This window comes from Neiella marina (assembly GCF_002165625.1).
GTDB lineage: Bacteria > Pseudomonadota > Gammaproteobacteria > Enterobacterales > Neiellaceae > Neiella > Neiella marina.
Genome location: NZ_NGNS01000038.1, coordinates 1 through 15970 on the forward strand (window position 1 = coordinate 1; position 15970 = coordinate 15970).

13 protein-coding genes and 1 tRNA gene are annotated in these 15970 nt (G+C 49.2%); all 14 read left to right on the forward strand.

All coding sequences use genetic code 11. The features are described from left to right. Nucleotides 1-206, forward strand: a 206-nt coding sequence (locus CBE68_RS18345; protein WP_456298995.1) for an EF-Tu C-terminal domain-related protein, incomplete at its 5' end; no start/stop codon positions are given. Between the two features lie 184 nt (nt 207-390). Further along, nucleotides 391-467, forward strand: a tRNA-Trp gene (locus CBE68_RS18350). Between the two features lie 75 nt (nt 468-542). Beyond that, the gene (gene secE / locus CBE68_RS18355; protein WP_087507678.1) at nt 543-923 is read left to right on the forward strand and encodes a preprotein translocase subunit SecE; all 381 of its coding nucleotides are present in this window, start codon (nt 543-545) and stop codon (nt 921-923) included. A gap of 1 nt (nt 924) precedes the next feature. After that, the gene (gene nusG, locus CBE68_RS18360) at nt 925-1476 is read left to right on the forward strand and encodes a transcription termination/antitermination protein NusG (RefSeq protein WP_087507679.1); all 552 of its coding nucleotides are present in this window, start codon (nt 925-927) and stop codon (nt 1474-1476) included. A gap of 115 nt (nt 1477-1591) precedes the next feature. Continuing rightward, nucleotides 1592-2020, forward strand: a complete 429-nt coding sequence (gene rplK, locus CBE68_RS18365; protein ID WP_087507680.1) for a 50S ribosomal protein L11 — start codon at nt 1592-1594, stop codon at nt 2018-2020. Nucleotides 2021-2025: 5 nt separating this feature from the next. Continuing rightward, a complete protein-coding gene (gene rplA, locus CBE68_RS18370) occupies nt 2026-2724 on the forward strand; it encodes a 50S ribosomal protein L1 (RefSeq protein WP_087507688.1) in 699 nt (232 codons plus the stop codon). A 249-nt stretch (nt 2725-2973) separates the two neighbouring features. Beyond that, nucleotides 2974-3468: a 50S ribosomal protein L10 gene (gene rplJ, locus CBE68_RS18375; RefSeq protein ID WP_087507681.1), complete on the forward strand. Its 495-nt coding sequence runs from the start codon at nt 2974-2976 to the stop codon at nt 3466-3468. 64 nt (nt 3469-3532) lie between these two features. After that, nucleotides 3533-3901 (forward strand): 50S ribosomal protein L7/L12, encoded by a 369-nt coding sequence (rplL, locus tag CBE68_RS18380; RefSeq protein WP_087507682.1) that lies wholly within the window; start codon nt 3533-3535, stop codon nt 3899-3901. Nucleotides 3902-4106: 205 nt separating this feature from the next. Then, nucleotides 4107-8135, forward strand: a complete 4029-nt coding sequence (gene rpoB / locus CBE68_RS18385) for a DNA-directed RNA polymerase subunit beta (RefSeq protein WP_087507683.1) — start codon at nt 4107-4109, stop codon at nt 8133-8135. Between the two features lie 78 nt (nt 8136-8213). Beyond that, nucleotides 8214-12419 (forward strand): DNA-directed RNA polymerase subunit beta', encoded by a 4206-nt coding sequence (gene rpoC / locus CBE68_RS18390; protein WP_087507684.1) that lies wholly within the window; start codon nt 8214-8216, stop codon nt 12417-12419. Between the two features lie 186 nt (nt 12420-12605). Next, nucleotides 12606-12980, forward strand: a complete 375-nt coding sequence (gene rpsL / locus CBE68_RS18395; RefSeq protein WP_087507685.1) for a 30S ribosomal protein S12 — start codon at nt 12606-12608, stop codon at nt 12978-12980. A gap of 76 nt (nt 12981-13056) precedes the next feature. Further along, nucleotides 13057-13530: a 30S ribosomal protein S7 gene (gene rpsG, locus CBE68_RS18400; protein ID WP_087507686.1), complete on the forward strand. Its 474-nt coding sequence runs from the start codon at nt 13057-13059 to the stop codon at nt 13528-13530. A gap of 68 nt (nt 13531-13598) precedes the next feature. Then, nucleotides 13599-15713, forward strand: a complete 2115-nt coding sequence (gene fusA / locus CBE68_RS18405) for an elongation factor G (protein ID WP_087507687.1) — start codon at nt 13599-13601, stop codon at nt 15711-15713. Between the two features lie 57 nt (nt 15714-15770). Beyond that, nucleotides 15771-15970: GTP-binding protein (locus CBE68_RS18410; protein ID WP_233143587.1), on the forward strand; the 200-nt coding region annotated here is incomplete at its 3' end.

A 15970-nucleotide genomic window follows, 5' to 3' on the forward strand; every position in this document is an offset into this window, starting at 1 on the left:
ACCGTCCACAGTTCTACTTCCGTACAACTGACATCACCGGTACTATCGAACTGCCAGAAGGCGTAGAGATGGTAATGCCAGGCGATAACATCAAGATGGTTGTTGAGTTGATCAACCCAATCGCGATGGACGAAGGTCTGCGTTTCGCAATCCGTGAAGGTGGTCGTACAGTAGGTGCGGGTGTTGTAGCTTCTATCATCGAATAAGCTGCTGCATTAAAACCATCTAAAAAGGCTGCCCTCGGGCGGCCTTTTGTGGTAGAACAGCTTCCCTGATTTAATTCAGGCGAAATGTATCTATTCCGGCAAGTATTGGTATTTAGTTACTAAGTGCTTGATGGAATTGGTATAAACTAATTCGATTTGTCGTCGATAGGCGAAAAATCGACGTAGGGCAGTAGTTCCAATTGGTAGAACAGCGGTCTCCAAAACCGATGGTTGGGGGTTCGAGTCCCTCCTGCCCTGCCATGTTATGAGTAAAACCTCGCGCTCGAGCGAATCGGCCGCGGGGTGTTGTTGTCTTTTAGAAAAAAGGTATGAGTAATGAGTGCGAATCCTGAAGCCAGCACGAATTCGTCAATGGACGGCCTGAAGTGGGGCTTGGTATTTATTCTCCTCGGCGGTGCGGTAGTCGGTAACTATATGCTGGCCGATTTGTCGGTCGCGCTGCGTGTTGCTGGTGTCATCGTTTTGATCGCCGTTGCCTTGGTCGTTGCTGCTCAAACCAGCAAAGGCCAAACCGCCGTTGCGTTTGCAAAAGAATCTCGTACCGAAGTGCGCAAGGTTGTTTGGCCAACACGCCAAGAAGCAGTGCAAACAACTCTGATCGTTTTTGCAGTAACAGCTGTTATGGCGCTGTTGCTATGGGGCTTGGACGCGATTCTAGTTCGCGTTGTGGCTTTCATCACCGGAGTAGGTAGCTAATATGAGCGAGCAGCAAGAACCGAAAAAACGTTGGTACGTTGTACAGGCATTTTCTGGCTTTGAAATGCGTGTACAGAAGTCGCTGCTAGAGCACATTAAAATGCACAGCATGGAAGACCAGTTCGGCGAAGTGCTGGTTCCGACCGAAGAAGTGGTCGAAATGCGTGCCGGCCAGAAACGTAAGAGTGAGCGGAAGTTCTTCCCTGGCTATGTGCTAGTGGAAATGGAAATGAACGATGCGACTTGGCACTTGGTTCGCAATATTCCACGAGTATTGGGCTTTATTGGCGGCACCAGCGACCGTCCAGCACCGATCTCCAAGGCTGAAGCTGATCGAATTCTGAATCGCCTTGAAGAATCGACCGATAAGCCAAGACCAAAAACTTTGTTCGAAGTCGGCGAAGTGGTTCGCGTTATCGATGGTCCGTTTGCCGACTTCAATGGTGTAGTCGAAGAAGTCGACTACGAGAAGAGCCGAGTAAAAGTGTCGGTTCTGATCTTCGGTCGTTCTACACCGGTTGAGTTGGAATTCGTCCAAGTCGAAAAAAGCTGATCAAATTTTCAGCAAAGCTATTGTCTGAGGGCGCGAATTGCATTAGAATTCGCGCCCTACTTTTAGGGGAGCTTACTGTTTTGGTAAGCGCCTGAACCCAAAACTGAGGTATATCATGGCTAAGAAAGTCGAAGCTTATATCAAGCTGCAAGTTGCAGCTGGTATGGCGAACCCAAGTCCTCCGGTTGGTCCGGCACTGGGTCAGCACGGTGTTAACATCATGGAATTCTGTAAAGCGTTCAACGCTAAAACAGACTCTTTGGAAAAAGGTGCTCCAGTACCTGTTGTTATCACTGTATACAACGATCGTTCATTCACTTTTGAAACGAAAACTCCACCAGCGTCATACCTGCTTAAGAAAGCTGCAGGTATCAAGAAAGGTTCTGGCGTACCTAACAAAGAAAAAGTTGGTACCGTGACCCGCGCTCAGCTGGAAGAAATCGTTAAGATGAAAGAGCCTGACTTGACTGCTGCGTCTATGGATGCTGCTGTCCGCACTATCGCCGGCTCTGCTCGCGCGATGGGCTTGAACGTAGAGGACTAATGACAATGGCTAAATTAACTAAGCGTATGAAAGCGGTTCGTGAGAAAGTGAACCCAACTCAAAATTACGAAATCAATGAAGCCATTGCGCTGTTGAAAGAATTAGCAACTGCTAAGTTCGTAGAAAGCGTAGACGCCGCAGTAAACTTGGGTGTTGACCCTCGTAAATCTGACCAAAACGTTCGTGGTGCTACTGTATTGCCACACGGTACTGGTCGTACTGTTCGCGTTGCTGTATTCACTCAAGGCGCAAACGCCGATGCTGCTAAAGAAGCTGGTGCTGATTTGGTTGGTATGGACGATTTGGCTGACGCAGTGAAAAAAGGCGAAATGGACTTTGACGTTGTTGTTGCTTCTCCTGATGCAATGCGCGTTGTTGGTCAGTTGGGTCAAATCTTAGGTCCACGCGGCCTGATGCCAAACCCAAAAACTGGCACTGTCACGCCTAACGTTGCTGATGCAGTTAAAAATGCGAAAGCGGGCCAGATCCGCTACCGCAACGACAAAAACGGCATTATCCACACCACTATTGGTAAAGCAGATTTCTCTGCTGAACAGATCCAAGAGAACTTGGAAGCCCTGTTGGTTGCTTTGAAGAAAGCCCAGCCAGCTTCTGCGAAAGGTCAGTTCATCAAGAAAGTAAGCTTGTCTACCACTATGGGTGCGGGTGTTACTGTTGACCAAGCGACTTTGAAGCTGGTCTAAAAAATTGGCGAATCTCGACGTTATGGTTATAATGTCGGGCTCGCAGCGGGTTGGGTCGAATTTATTCGGCCCCATCCAAGACCGTAGGTGTCAGATTTCTATAGAAATATAGCGATAAGACTTAATTTCCTACGCAGATGGTGGGACCCCAGGACAAGACATCTTGCACCTGGTTATCACCAAAATGGTTTCACTTTAGTGAAACTTAGTTGTTACCGGCCTAGCCGGATTTAACCAGGAGTAAAGCCAATGGCATTAAATCTCGAAGGCAAAAAAGCGATTGTCGCTGAAGTCAACGAGGCAGCCAAAGGCGCTCTTTCAGCTGTTGTTGCTGATGCACGTGGTGTAACGGTAGATGCCATTACTGCATTGCGTAAAGAAGCCCGCGAAGCCGGCGTTTCTATGCGTGTTGTACGTAATACTTTGGCACGCCGCGCACTTCAAGGTACCGATTACGAGTGCCTGACTGACGTGTTTGTTGGCCCAACATTGATTGCTTTCTCTGCTGAGCACCCAGGTGCAGCAGCGCGTATTTTCAAAGACTTTGCTAAAAAGCAACAAGCCTTTGAAATTAAAGCAGCAGCCTTTGAAGGCGCAGTTGTTGACGCGGAAATGCTGGCTTCACTGCCAACATACGACGAAGCAATCGCCAAGCTGATGAGCGTTCTGAAAGAAGCCTCTGCTGGCAAACTGGTTCGCACTATTGCGGCCGTTCGCGACCAGAAAGAAGCCGAAGCCGCTTAATCGGCTTAGCTATTACAGATTTAACGAACAACCATTGTTCACTAGTTTTTAGGAATATAGAGTCATGTCTATCACTCAAGAACAAATCATCGATGCAGTTGCAGAGATGTCAGTAAAAGACGTAGTTGAGCTGATCACTGCGATGGAAGAGAAATTCGGTGTTACTGCAGCAGCTGCTGTTGTTGCTGGCCCAGGTGCTGGTGGCGAAGCTGCTGAAGAGAAAACTGAATTTGACGTAGTACTTGCTGGTATCGGCGGCAACAAAGTTGCTGTGATTAAAGCAGTACGTGGCGCAACTGGTCTTGGCCTGAAAGAAGCCAAAGGCTTGGTTGAAAGCGCTCCAGCTCCAATCAAAGAAGCTGTGTCTAAAGAAGAAGCAGAAGAACTCAAGAAGACACTCGAAGAAGCGGGTGCTGAAGTTGAGATCAAATAAGCTGTTATTTGACAGCTTAGCCGCCTGAATAGGCGAGGGCTGGTGACTTTTTGGTCACCGGCCTTTTTGCGCTCAGGGACGGTATTAATTTCGCGTCATTTATGATGCCGTTCCGCTGGCTTTGCCAGCTTACAAAATGACGTAATTCTAGGTCACCTCTAACGAGGTGGAAGTGGGTCACGTATCAGCGAGCTGAGGAACCCGAATGGTTTACTCTTACACTGAGAAGAAACGAATCCGTAAGGATTTTGGTAAACGTCCAAAGGTACTTGACGTACCGTTTCTCCTGTCTATTCAACTGGATTCATTCCGTAAATTCATTGACATCGATCCAGACGGTCAATACGGCTTGGAAGCCGCATTCCGCTCTGTGTTCCCGATTAAGAGCTACTCAGGTAACTCGGAGCTGCAATATGTTAGCTACCGCCTGGGTGAGCCAGTTTTTGATGTCAAAGAATGTCAAATTCGCGGAGTGACTTATTCAGCGCCATTGCGCGTGAAGCTGCGTCTCGTGCTGTACGATCGCGAAGCCGCTCCAGGGACGGTGAAGGACATTAAAGAACAGGAAGTCTACATGGGAGAAATCCCATTGATGACCGACAATGGTACCTTCGTTATTAATGGTACCGAACGGGTCATCGTTTCTCAGTTACACCGTAGTCCGGGTGTGTTCTTCGACCACGACCGTGGTAAAACGCACTCGTCCGGTAAAGTGCTGTATAACGCACGCGTTATTCCTTACCGTGGTTCTTGGTTGGACTTTGAGTTCGATCCAAAGGACAACCTGTATGTCCGTATTGACCGCCGTCGTAAGTTGCCTGCGTCTATCATTCTTCGAGCCCTTGACTATAGCACCGAAGAAATTCTGTCTGCGTTCTTTGAGACCACTCAGATTCGTATTTCTGGCAAGAAAGTTAAGATGGCTATTTCACCAGCGCAATTGCGTGGTGAAACCGCAACATTCGATTTGATTGGCACCGACGGTGAAGTCATCGTTGAAAAAGGTCGCCGCATCACAGCTCGCCATGTTAAGACCATGGAAAAACAAGAGCTGAACGAGATCGAAGTACCGCTGGAGTACTTGGTTGGTAAAGTCTCTGCCACTGAGCACGTCAACAAAGAAACCGGTGAAGTGATCGTTGCCGCCAACGATGAATTGACGTTAGAAAACATCGCTGAAATGTCGCAAGCCGGCATTAAGAAGTTCGAGGTGCTATACACCAATGAACTTGATAGCGGTGCTTACATGTCTGATACCGTGCGTATTGATTCAACCACTAATCGCCTAGAAGCGTTGGTTGAAATCTACCGCATGATGCGCCCAGGTGAGCCACCAACGCGCGAAGCGGCAGAGACACTGTTCCAGAACCTATTCTTCTCTGAAGAGCGTTATGACCTATCAACTGTTGGCCGGATGAAGTTCAACAGCCGCTTGGATCGTGACAGCATCGAAGGTGAAGGTGTACTCAGCAAAGATGACATCGTTGATGTCATGAAGAAGCTGATCGATATCCGTAACGGTAAAGACGACGTGGACGACATTGACCACTTAGGTAACCGTCGCGTTCGTTCAGTGGGTGAAATGGCTGAGAACCAATTCCGTGTTGGTTTGGTGCGTGTTGAACGTGCAGTTCGTGAGCGTTTGAGCTTGGGTGACCTAGACGCCCTGATGCCTCAAGACCTAATCAACGCTAAGCCAATCAGTGCTGCGGTGAAAGAATTCTTTGGTTCAAGCCAGCTATCTCAATTCATGGACCAAAACAACCCATTGTCAGAAGTGACGCACAAGCGTCGTATCTCTGCTTTGGGTCCAGGTGGTTTGACCCGTGAACGTGCCGGCTTTGAGGTTCGTGACGTACACCCAACGCATTATGGTCGTGTTTGTCCAATTGAGACCCCTGAAGGTCCAAACATTGGTCTGATCAACTCATTGTCTTCTTATGCTCGCACCAACGACTACGGTTTCCTTGAAACTGCTTATCGTAAAGTTGTTGATGGCGTGGTAACCGACGACGTTGAATACCTGTCGGCTATCGAAGAAGGCGGTAACGTGATCGCTCAGGCGAACGCTGCTACTGACGAAAATGGTCGTTTGACCGAAGAGTTGGTAACTGCCCGTTGTAAGGGCGAGACTGAGCTGTTCCCTGCGACTGACATTACCTATATGGACGTGTCACCACAGCAGATCGTATCGGTTGCTGCATCGATGATTCCATTTTTGGAACACGATGATGCCAACCGTGCCTTGATGGGCGCGAACATGCAACGTCAGGCTGTTCCAACATTGCGCGCTGATAAGCCGTTAGTTGGTACTGGTATGGAGAAAACTGTTGCAGTTGACTCTGGCGTAACCGTTGTTGCTAAGCGCGGCGGAATGGTTGACTACGTTGATGCAAGCCGCATCGTGATCAAGGTTGATGAAGAAGAGTTGGTACCAGGCGAAGCGGGTATCGATATCTACAACCTGACCAAATACACCCGTTCTAACCAGAACACCTGTATCAATCAAAAACCAACCTGTAAGGTTGGCGAGCCGATTGTTCGTGGTGATGTGCTGGCAGACGGTCCTTCTACCGACATGGGTGAGCTGGCGCTGGGTCAAAACATGCGCGTAGCCTTCATGCCGTGGAATGGTTACAACTTTGAGGATTCAATCCTCATTTCTGAGCGTGTCGCTGAAGAAGATCGCTTCACTACCATTCACATTCAAGAACTGTCTTGTATCGCTCGTGATACCAAGCTGGGTACTGAAGAGATCACTGCCGATATTCCAAACGTTGGTGAGTCTGCGCTATCGAAGCTGGACGAATCTGGTGTGGTTTACATTGGTGCTGAAGTGAAAGGCGGCGACATTCTGGTTGGTAAGGTAACGCCTAAAGGCGAAACCCAACTGACTCCAGAAGAAAAACTGTTGCGTGCCATCTTCGGTGAGAAAGCGTCTGATGTGAAAGACAGCTCACTGCGTGTGCCGAACTCTGTCTCTGGTACTGTTCTTGACATCCAGGTCTTCACCCGTGACGGTGTCGAAAAAGACAAGCGCGCGCTGGAAATCGAAGAGATGCAACTCAAACAAGTCAAAAAAGACTTGGATGATGAGTTCACCATCCTCGAAAACGGTATCTATAGCCGTGCCAAGCAATTGTTGCTCAGCAATGGTTTTGACGATGCTCAATTGGCAGGCGTATCGCGTGATCAATGGCTGACTCAGTCACTGGCTGACGAAAACGCCCAGATGGATCTCGAGTCTATTGCTGCTCAGTACGCTGAGCTGAAAGACGAGTTCGATGCCAAGTATGATCTCAAGCGTCGCAAGATCACCCAAGGTGATGATTTGGCGCCGGGCGTTCTCAAGATCGTCAAGGTTTACCTCGCGGTTAAACGTCGCCTGCAACCAGGTGACAAGATGGCGGGTCGTCACGGTAACAAGGGTGTGATCTCGACTATTCAACCGGTCGAAGACATGCCATACGACGAAAACGGCGTGCCAGTTGATATCGTCCTGAACCCACTGGGCGTACCGTCGCGTATGAACATTGGTCAGATCCTCGAGACTCACTTAGGCATGGCAGCCAAAGGCATCGGTGACAAGATCAATCGTATGCTCGAAGAGCAACGTGCGATTGCCGAAATGCGCGACTTCTTGAAGCAGGTTTACACCTTGGGTGAAGTCTTGCAGGAAGTGGACATCGACAACTTCTCTGATGATGAAGTCATGCGCCTTGCTGGTAACCTGAAGAAAGGCCTGCCGATTGCAACGCCAGTGTTTGACGGTGCCAAAGAGTCTGAAATCAAGGCGTTGCTGGAGCTGGGTGATATCCCAACTTCCGGTCAGATCACCTTGTACGACGGCCGTACCGGTAACACCTTTGAGCGTCCTGTGACCGTTGGTTACATGTACATGTTGAAACTCAACCACTTGGTTGATGACAAGATGCACGCGCGTTCAACCGGCTCTTATAGCTTGGTGACACAGCAGCCGCTGGGTGGTAAAGCTCAGTTCGGTGGTCAGCGCTTCGGTGAGATGGAAGTGTGGGCCCTGGAAGCATACGGTGCTGCGTATACGCTGCAAGAGATGCTGACCGTGAAGTCGGACGACGTGAATGGCCGGACCAAGATGTATAAGAACATCGTGGATGGCGACCACAGAATGGAGCCTGGCATGCCAGAATCTTTCAACGTATTGCTGAAAGAAATCCGTTCTCTGGGTATCAACATTGAGCTGGAAACTGAGTAACCAGCCCAATTGACAAACGCCGCGGTGCGGCTCCTTGAGCCGCACCAGACTGAGCCACTCCTTGAAGGAGAGAATTAGGTGAAAGATTTAGTAAAGCTGTTTAAACAGCAGACCCAGTCTGAAGAGTTCGATGGTATTAAAATCGGCCTAGCTTCAGCTGACCAGATCCGCAGCTGGTCGTTTGGTGAGGTGAAAAAACCTGAAACCATTAACTACCGTACGTTTAAGCCTGAGCGTGACGGTTTGTTCTGCGCCCGAATTTTCGGTCCTGTTAAGGACTATGAGTGCTTGTGTGGTAAGTACAAGCGCCTCAAGCACCGTGGTGTGATTTGTGAGAAGTGTGGCGTAGAAGTCACCGTCACTAAAGTGCGTCGTGAGCGCATGGGTCACATTGAACTGGCCTCGCCAGTTGCCCACATCTGGTTCCTGAAGTCTCTGCCAAGCCGTATTGGTTTGCTGCTGGATATGACCCTGCGTGATATCGAGCGCGTGCTGTACTTCGAATCATTCGTTGTTACTGAACCAGGCATGACTAACCTAGAGCGCGGTCAGCTGCTAACTGAAGAAACTTACTTGGATTCTTTGGAAGAGCACGGTGATGACTTTGAAGCCAAGATGGGTGCTGAAGCCATCTTGGATCTGCTAAAAGAAATTGATTTGGCAGCAGAAATCGAAGCCATGCGCGAAGAGTTGCCAACCATCAACTCTGAAACCAAGCGCAAGAAAGTCACTAAGCGTTTGAAATTGATGGAAGCATTCCACCACTCAGGCAATAAGCCAGAGTGGATGATCATGACCGTACTGCCGGTACTGCCACCTGATCTGCGTCCATTGGTTCCATTGGATGGTGGCCGTTTTGCCACATCTGATTTGAACGATTTGTACCGCCGTGTGATCAACCGTAACAACCGCTTGAAGCGCCTGTTGGATCTGGCTGCCCCAGATATCATCGTGCGTAACGAAAAGCGTATGTTGCAAGAAGCGGTTGATGCCTTGCTTGATAACGGTCGTCGCGGCCGAGCGATTACTGGCTCTAACAAGCGTCCGCTGAAATCTTTGGCCGATATGATCAAAGGTAAGCAAGGTCGTTTCCGTCAGAACTTGTTGGGTAAGCGTGTTGACTACTCAGGCCGTTCGGTAATTACCGTAGGTCCAACGCTGAAATTGCACCAGTGTGGTCTTCCTAAGAAGATGGCTCTGGAACTGTTCAAGCCATTCATCTACGGCAAGCTGGAAGGTCGTGGCCTTGCTACCACTATTAAAGCTGCGAAGAAAATGGTTGAGCGCGAGTTGCCAGAAGTATGGGACGTTCTTGACGAAGTGATTCGCGAACACCCTGTACTGTTGAACCGTGCACCGACCCTTCACCGCTTGGGTATTCAGGCTTTTGAACCAGTACTGATTGAAGGTAAAGCGATTCAGCTGCACCCATTAGTTTGTGCTGCTTACAACGCCGACTTCGATGGTGACCAAATGGCGGTTCACGTTCCTCTGACGCTCGAAGCGCAGCTTGAAGCTCGCTCGTTGATGATGGCATCGAACAACATTTTGTCACCTGCTAACGGTGAGCCAATTATCGTTCCGTCTCAGGACGTTGTTTTGGGTCTTTACTACATGACTCGCGACAAGGTGAATGGTAAAGGCGAAGGCATGTTGCTGGCCGATTACCAAGAAGCCGAAAAAGCTTACCGCACTGGTAACGCCGAGCTTCACTCGCGCGTCAAGGTTCGTATCCGCTCTGTTGAGATCGACGAAGCTGGTAACCGCACTGAGAAGTTCGAGCTGAAAGACACCACTGTTGGTCGTGCAATCCTCTGGAATATCATTCCAGATGGCCTGCCGTTTGAACTAGTTGACCAAGCATTGGGTAAAAAGCAGATCTCTAAGTTGATCAACGCTTGCTACCGTAAACTGGGTCTAAAAGACACGGTTATCTTTGCTGACCAATTGATGTACACCGGTTTCCACTACGCGATGATCTCAGGTTCATCGGTTGGTGTTGACGACATGGTGATCCCAGATTCCAAAGCAGAGATTCTCGATGCTGCCGAATCTGAAGTGGCAGAGATCCAAGAGCAATTCCAGTCAGGTCTGGTAACCGCAGGTGAGCGTTACAACAAGGTTATTGATATCTGGTCATCGGCTAACGAGAAACTCTCGAAAGCGATGATGGATAATCTTAAGACTGACATCGTCATCAACCGTGACGGTGAAGAGGAAGAGCAAGCCTCATTCAACAGCATTTACATGATGGCCGACTCAGGCGCTCGTGGTAGTGCCGCCCAGATTCGTCAGTTGGCCGCAATGCGTGGTCTGATGGCGAAACCAGATGGCTCTATTATTGAAACGCCAATTACTGCGAACTTCCGTGAAGGTCTTGACGTACTCCAGTACTTCATCTCAACCCACGGTGCGCGTAAAGGTTTGGCCGATACCGCATTGAAGACAGCGAACTCGGGTTACCTGACTCGTCGTCTGGTCGACGTGGCGCAAGATTTGGTGATCACCGAAGGCGATTGTGGCACTGAAGAAGGCCTAGTCATGAAGCCACTGATTGAAGGTGGTGACGTGGTTGAGCCGTTGCGTGAACGCGTATTGGGTCGAGTACTGGCTGCTGATGTCATCAAGCCAGGTACTGAAGACGAAGTATTGCTGACTCGTAATACTCTGATTAACGAGAAGCTTTGTGACCTGTTGGAAGAAAACAGTGTCGATGAAGTCTTGGTTCGCTCAGTAATTACCTGTCAAACAGACTTTGGTGTTTGTGCTAACTGTTACGGTCGCGACCTTGCTCGTGGTCATAAAGTTGGTAAAGGTGAAGCTGTTGGTGTTGTCGCGGCACAGTCAATTGGTGAGCCGGGTACCCAGCTGACCATGCGTACCTTCCACATCGGTGGTGCGGCATCTCGTGCTTCTGCTGAGAACAGCATTCAAGTTAAGAATGCCGGTACCATCAAGCTGCACAACGCTAAGTTCGTTATCAACGGTGATGGCAAAGTGGTAGTAACGTCGCGTTCTACTGAATTGACCGTCATTGACGATTTGGGCTTGGAAAAAGAGCGTTACAAACTGCCGTATGGTTCGGTATTGACTAACGCCGAAGGTGCCAAGATTGAAGCGGGTACTGTGATCGCAAACTGGGATCCACACACCCACCCAATTATTACCGAAGTAGCGGGTACCATTAAGTTCGTTGATATGATCGACGGCGTGACCATCAGCAAGCAAACTGATGAGCTGACCGGCCTAACTTCGATTGTTGTGATTGACCCATCACAGCGCCCAACGGCCGGTAAAGAAATCCGTCCGATGGTGAAGCTGGTTGATGCTAAGGGCGACGATATCAACATCGCTGGTACTGACATTCCTGCGCAATACTTCTTGCCAGGTAACGCCATCGTTAATATGAACGATGGTGCTGAAGTTGGTGTTGGTGATGCGTTGGCACGTATTCCACAAGAAAGCTCGAAGACCCGTGATATTACCGGTGGTCTGCCGCGCGTAGCTGACTTGTTCGAAGCACGTAAGCCGAAAGATCCTGCCATCTTGGCGGAAATCACAGGTACCATCTCGTTCGGTAAAGAGACCAAAGGTAAGCGCCGTTTGGTGATCACCCCGAATGAAGGTGACGCATACGAAGAAATGATTCCGAAGTGGCGTCAGCTGAACGTGTTCGAAGGTGAACAAGTACAGCGTGGTGAAGTAATCGCTGATGGTCCAGAAGCACCGCAAGATATCTTGCGTCTGCGTGGTATCTCAGAAGTTGCTAACTACATCGTCAATGAAGTGCAAGATGTTTACCGTCTGCAGGGTGTGAAAATCAATGACAAGCACATTGAAGTAATCATCCGTCAGATGCTGCGTAAGTGCACCATTCTTGATGGCGGCGATTCAGAGTTCTTGGCTGGTGAGCAAGTTGAAGTGGCGCGCGTTAATATCGCGAACCGCGACTTGGAAAACGAAGGCAAGCAACCTGCTAAGTACGACCATGACTTGCTGGGTATTACCAAAGCAAGCTTGGCAACTGAAAGCTTCATCTCTGCGGCCTCGTTCCAGGAGACGACTCGCGTTCTGACCGAAGCTGCAGTGAGTGGCAAGAAAGATGATCTGCGTGGCCTGAAAGAGAACGTGATTGTTGGTCGCTTGATTCCTGCCGGTACTGGTTTCGCTTATCACGAGAAGCGTCACCAAGGTAAAGGTACGGAAGAAGCAACAGGCCCAAGCATCGACGAAGCAAGTATTGCTTTGGCGGCTGCATTGAGCTCAACCGACGACGCTGAATAATTGGCGTAACGGCAAATGAACAGGCAACTGTCATAAAATGATGGTCCCAGCATGCTAAAAAGTTGAGCTAGCTGGGACTGTTTGCTTGACAGCTCAAAAACTGCTCATTACAATTCCGCGGCCCCTAATAAGGGCGCGGATTTTTCATTTTTAGAGTAAACAAAACTAACTAGGAGCTAGTAGTTCATGGCAACTATTAACCAGTTGGTACGCAAGCCTCGTAAACGTCCGGTCGAAAAGACTAACGTTCCTGCACTGGCTGCGTGTCCACAAAAGCGTGGTGTATGTACTCGCGTATATACTACTACCCCGAAAAAACCTAACTCAGCGTTGCGTAAAGTTTGTCGTGTACGTCTGACTAACGGTTTCGAAGTGACTTCCTACATCGGTGGTGAAGGTCACAACTTGCAAGAACACAGTGTTGTTCTGATTCGTGGCGGTCGTGTAAAAGACTTGCCAGGTGTGCGCTATCACACTGTACGTGGTGCCCTTGATACAGCCGGTGTTAACGACCGTCGCCAAGGCCGCTCTAAGTACGGTGCGAAAAAGCCTAAGTCTTAACGGTACTCCGTTAGTAAGGCCAAACTAAGCCACTTTATTGTTTTGGGTAATCCTGAATTAACCGGAGAATTGTAAAATGCCAAGACGTCGCGTCATCGGTCAACGTAAAATCCTGCCAGATCCTAAGTTTAAATCTGAGCTGTTGGCCAAATTTGTAAACATCCTTATGTTGGATGGTAAAAAATCAACTGCTGAAAAAATCGTTTACGGTGCGTTGGACATCATCGCTGAAAAGAAAGATGGTAACGACCCACTGGAACTGTTTGAAGCTGCGTTAGATAACGTACGCCCAGCAGTGGAAGTGAAGAGCCGCCGTGTCGGTGGTTCAACCTATCAGGTGCCTGTCGAAGTACGTCCTGTACGTCGTAATGCTCTTGCTATGCGTTGGTTAGTTGAGTTTGCGCGTAAGCGCGGTGAAAAATCCATGGCCCAGCGTCTTGCTGGCGAAATGCTCGACGCAGCAGAGAACAAAGGTGCATCGGTTAAGAAACGTGAAGACGTTCACCGTATGGCCGAAGCGAACAAGGCGTTCGCTCACTACCGCTGGTAGTCACTTCATACTGTGGGTAGCCTGCCGGCTGCCCACGGTTTTCTGTACAGCTTAATACAGAGGAATTTATGGCTCGTACAACTCCCATTGAGCGTTACCGCAATATCGGTATCGTTGCTCACGTGGATGCAGGTAAAACGACCACTTCTGAGCGTGTTCTGTTCTACACCGGTCTGTCTCATAAAATTGGTGAGGTGCATGACGGTGCCGCTACCATGGATTGGATGGAGCAAGAACAAGAGCGCGGAATCACCATTACCTCTGCGGCTACTACCACCTTCTGGCGTGGTATGGATGGCCAGTTCCCAGAGCACCGCATCAACATCATCGACACCCCAGGTCACGTTGACTTTACCATTGAGGTAGAGCGTTCATTGCGTGTACTTGACGGCGCTGTGGTTGTGTTCTGTGGCGCATCAGGTGTGGAGCCACAATCGGAAACGGTTTGGCGTCAGGCCGACAAGTATCACGTGCCTCGTATGGTATTCGTGAACAAAATGGACCGAGCAGGAGCCGATTTCCTGCGTGTGGTCAATCAAATTGAAGATCGCTTGGGTGCAACGCCGGTACCAATTCAATTGAACATTGGTGCAGAAGAGCATTTCACCGGGGTGATCGATTTAATCAAGATGAAGGCAATTAACTGGAACGAAGCGGACCAGGGCACCACCTTCACCTATGAAGACATTCCAGCTGAGTTGCAAGATCTTGCTGACGAATACCACGAAAAACTGGTAGAAGCAGCGGCTGAAGCAACCGAAGAAATGATGGAAAAGTACCTCGAAGACGGGGAGCTTTCCGAAGCTGAGATTAAGCACGGCTTGCGTACCCGCACCCTGAACAACGAAATTGTTCTTGCGACCTGCGGGTCGGCATTTAAGAACAAAGGTGTTCAGGCGGTATTGGATGCCGTTGTTGAATACTTGCCTGCGCCAGTCGACGTCCCTGCGATTAAGGGTATTGATGAAGATGACAACGAAGTAGAACGTCCAGCCGACGATAATGCTCCGTTCGCGGCGTTGGCATTTAAAATCGCCACCGACCCATTTGTTGGAACCTTAACCTTCTTCCGTTGTTATTCTGGAGTGGTTAGTACCGGCGATAGCGTCTATAACTCTGTGAAGCAGAAAAAAGAGCGCTTTGGTCGAATTGTGCAGATGCACTCCAATGACCGCAAAGAAATTAAAGAAGTTCGCGCCGGTGATATTGCTGCGGCAATTGGTCTCAAAGATTGCACGACAGGTGATACTTTGTGTAACCCTGACCATAAAGTGATCCTTGAGCGGATGGAATTCCCAGAACCGGTAATTTCGGTTGCTGTGGAGCCAAGAACTAAAGCTGACCAAGAAAAAATGGGTATCGCTTTAGGTAAATTGGCTGCCGAAGATCCATCATTCCGGGTCGAGACTGATGAAGAATCCGGGCAGACCATCATCTCCGGTATGGGTGAACTTCACTTAGATATTATTGTCGATCGTATGAAGCGTGAATTTACCGTGGAATGTAATGTCGGCAAGCCACAGGTGGCTTATCGCGAAACCATTCGCGGTAGTGCTGAAGTGGAAGGCAAATTTGTGCGTCAGTCCGGCGGACGTGGTCAATATGGTCATGTTTGGTTGCGGTTGGAGCCAAAAGAATTCGAAGGTGAAGAAGATTCACCATTCGAATTCGTCAATGAAATTGTTGGTGGCGTGGTACCAAAAGAATACATCCCGGCGGTATCCAAAGGCATCGAAGAGCAGATGGAACAAGGCGTATTGGCTGGCTACCCATTACTGGGTGTTAAGGCAACCTTGTTCGATGGTTCGTACCACGATGTTGACTCCAACGAGATGGCGTTTAAAATCGCTGCATCGATGGGCTTTAAGAAAGGTGCGCTGGAAGCAAAACCAGTGTTGCTTGAGCCTATGATGAAAGTGGAAGTAACAACGCCGGAAGATTTCATGGGTGATGTGGTTGGTGACTTAAACCGTCGCCGCGGCATGATCGATGGTATGGATGACGGTGTTGCCGGCATGAAGATTGTTCGTGCCCAGGTTCCGCTGGCTGAAATGTTCGGTTACGCAACTGATCTGCGTTCGCAAACGCAAGGTCGTGCGTCCTATTCTATGGAATTCCTGAAGTACAGTGATACTCCGGCGGCGGTAGCCAAAGGTGTGATTGAGGCACGTCAGGGTTATTAAAGTTCGGTCCGGTCTCACTGATACCGACCGGACTTTTTAACTTAAAGGTAAACGAAAGTGGCTAAAGAAAAATTTGAACGTAGTAAACCACACGTAAACGTGGGCACCATCGGTCACGTTGACCACGGTAAAACTACTTTGACAGCGGCTATCACTAACGTACTTGCAAAAGTATACGGTGGTGAAGCAAAAGATTTCGCACAAATCGATAACGCTCCAGAAGAGCGTGAGCGTGGTATTACCATCGCGACTTCTCA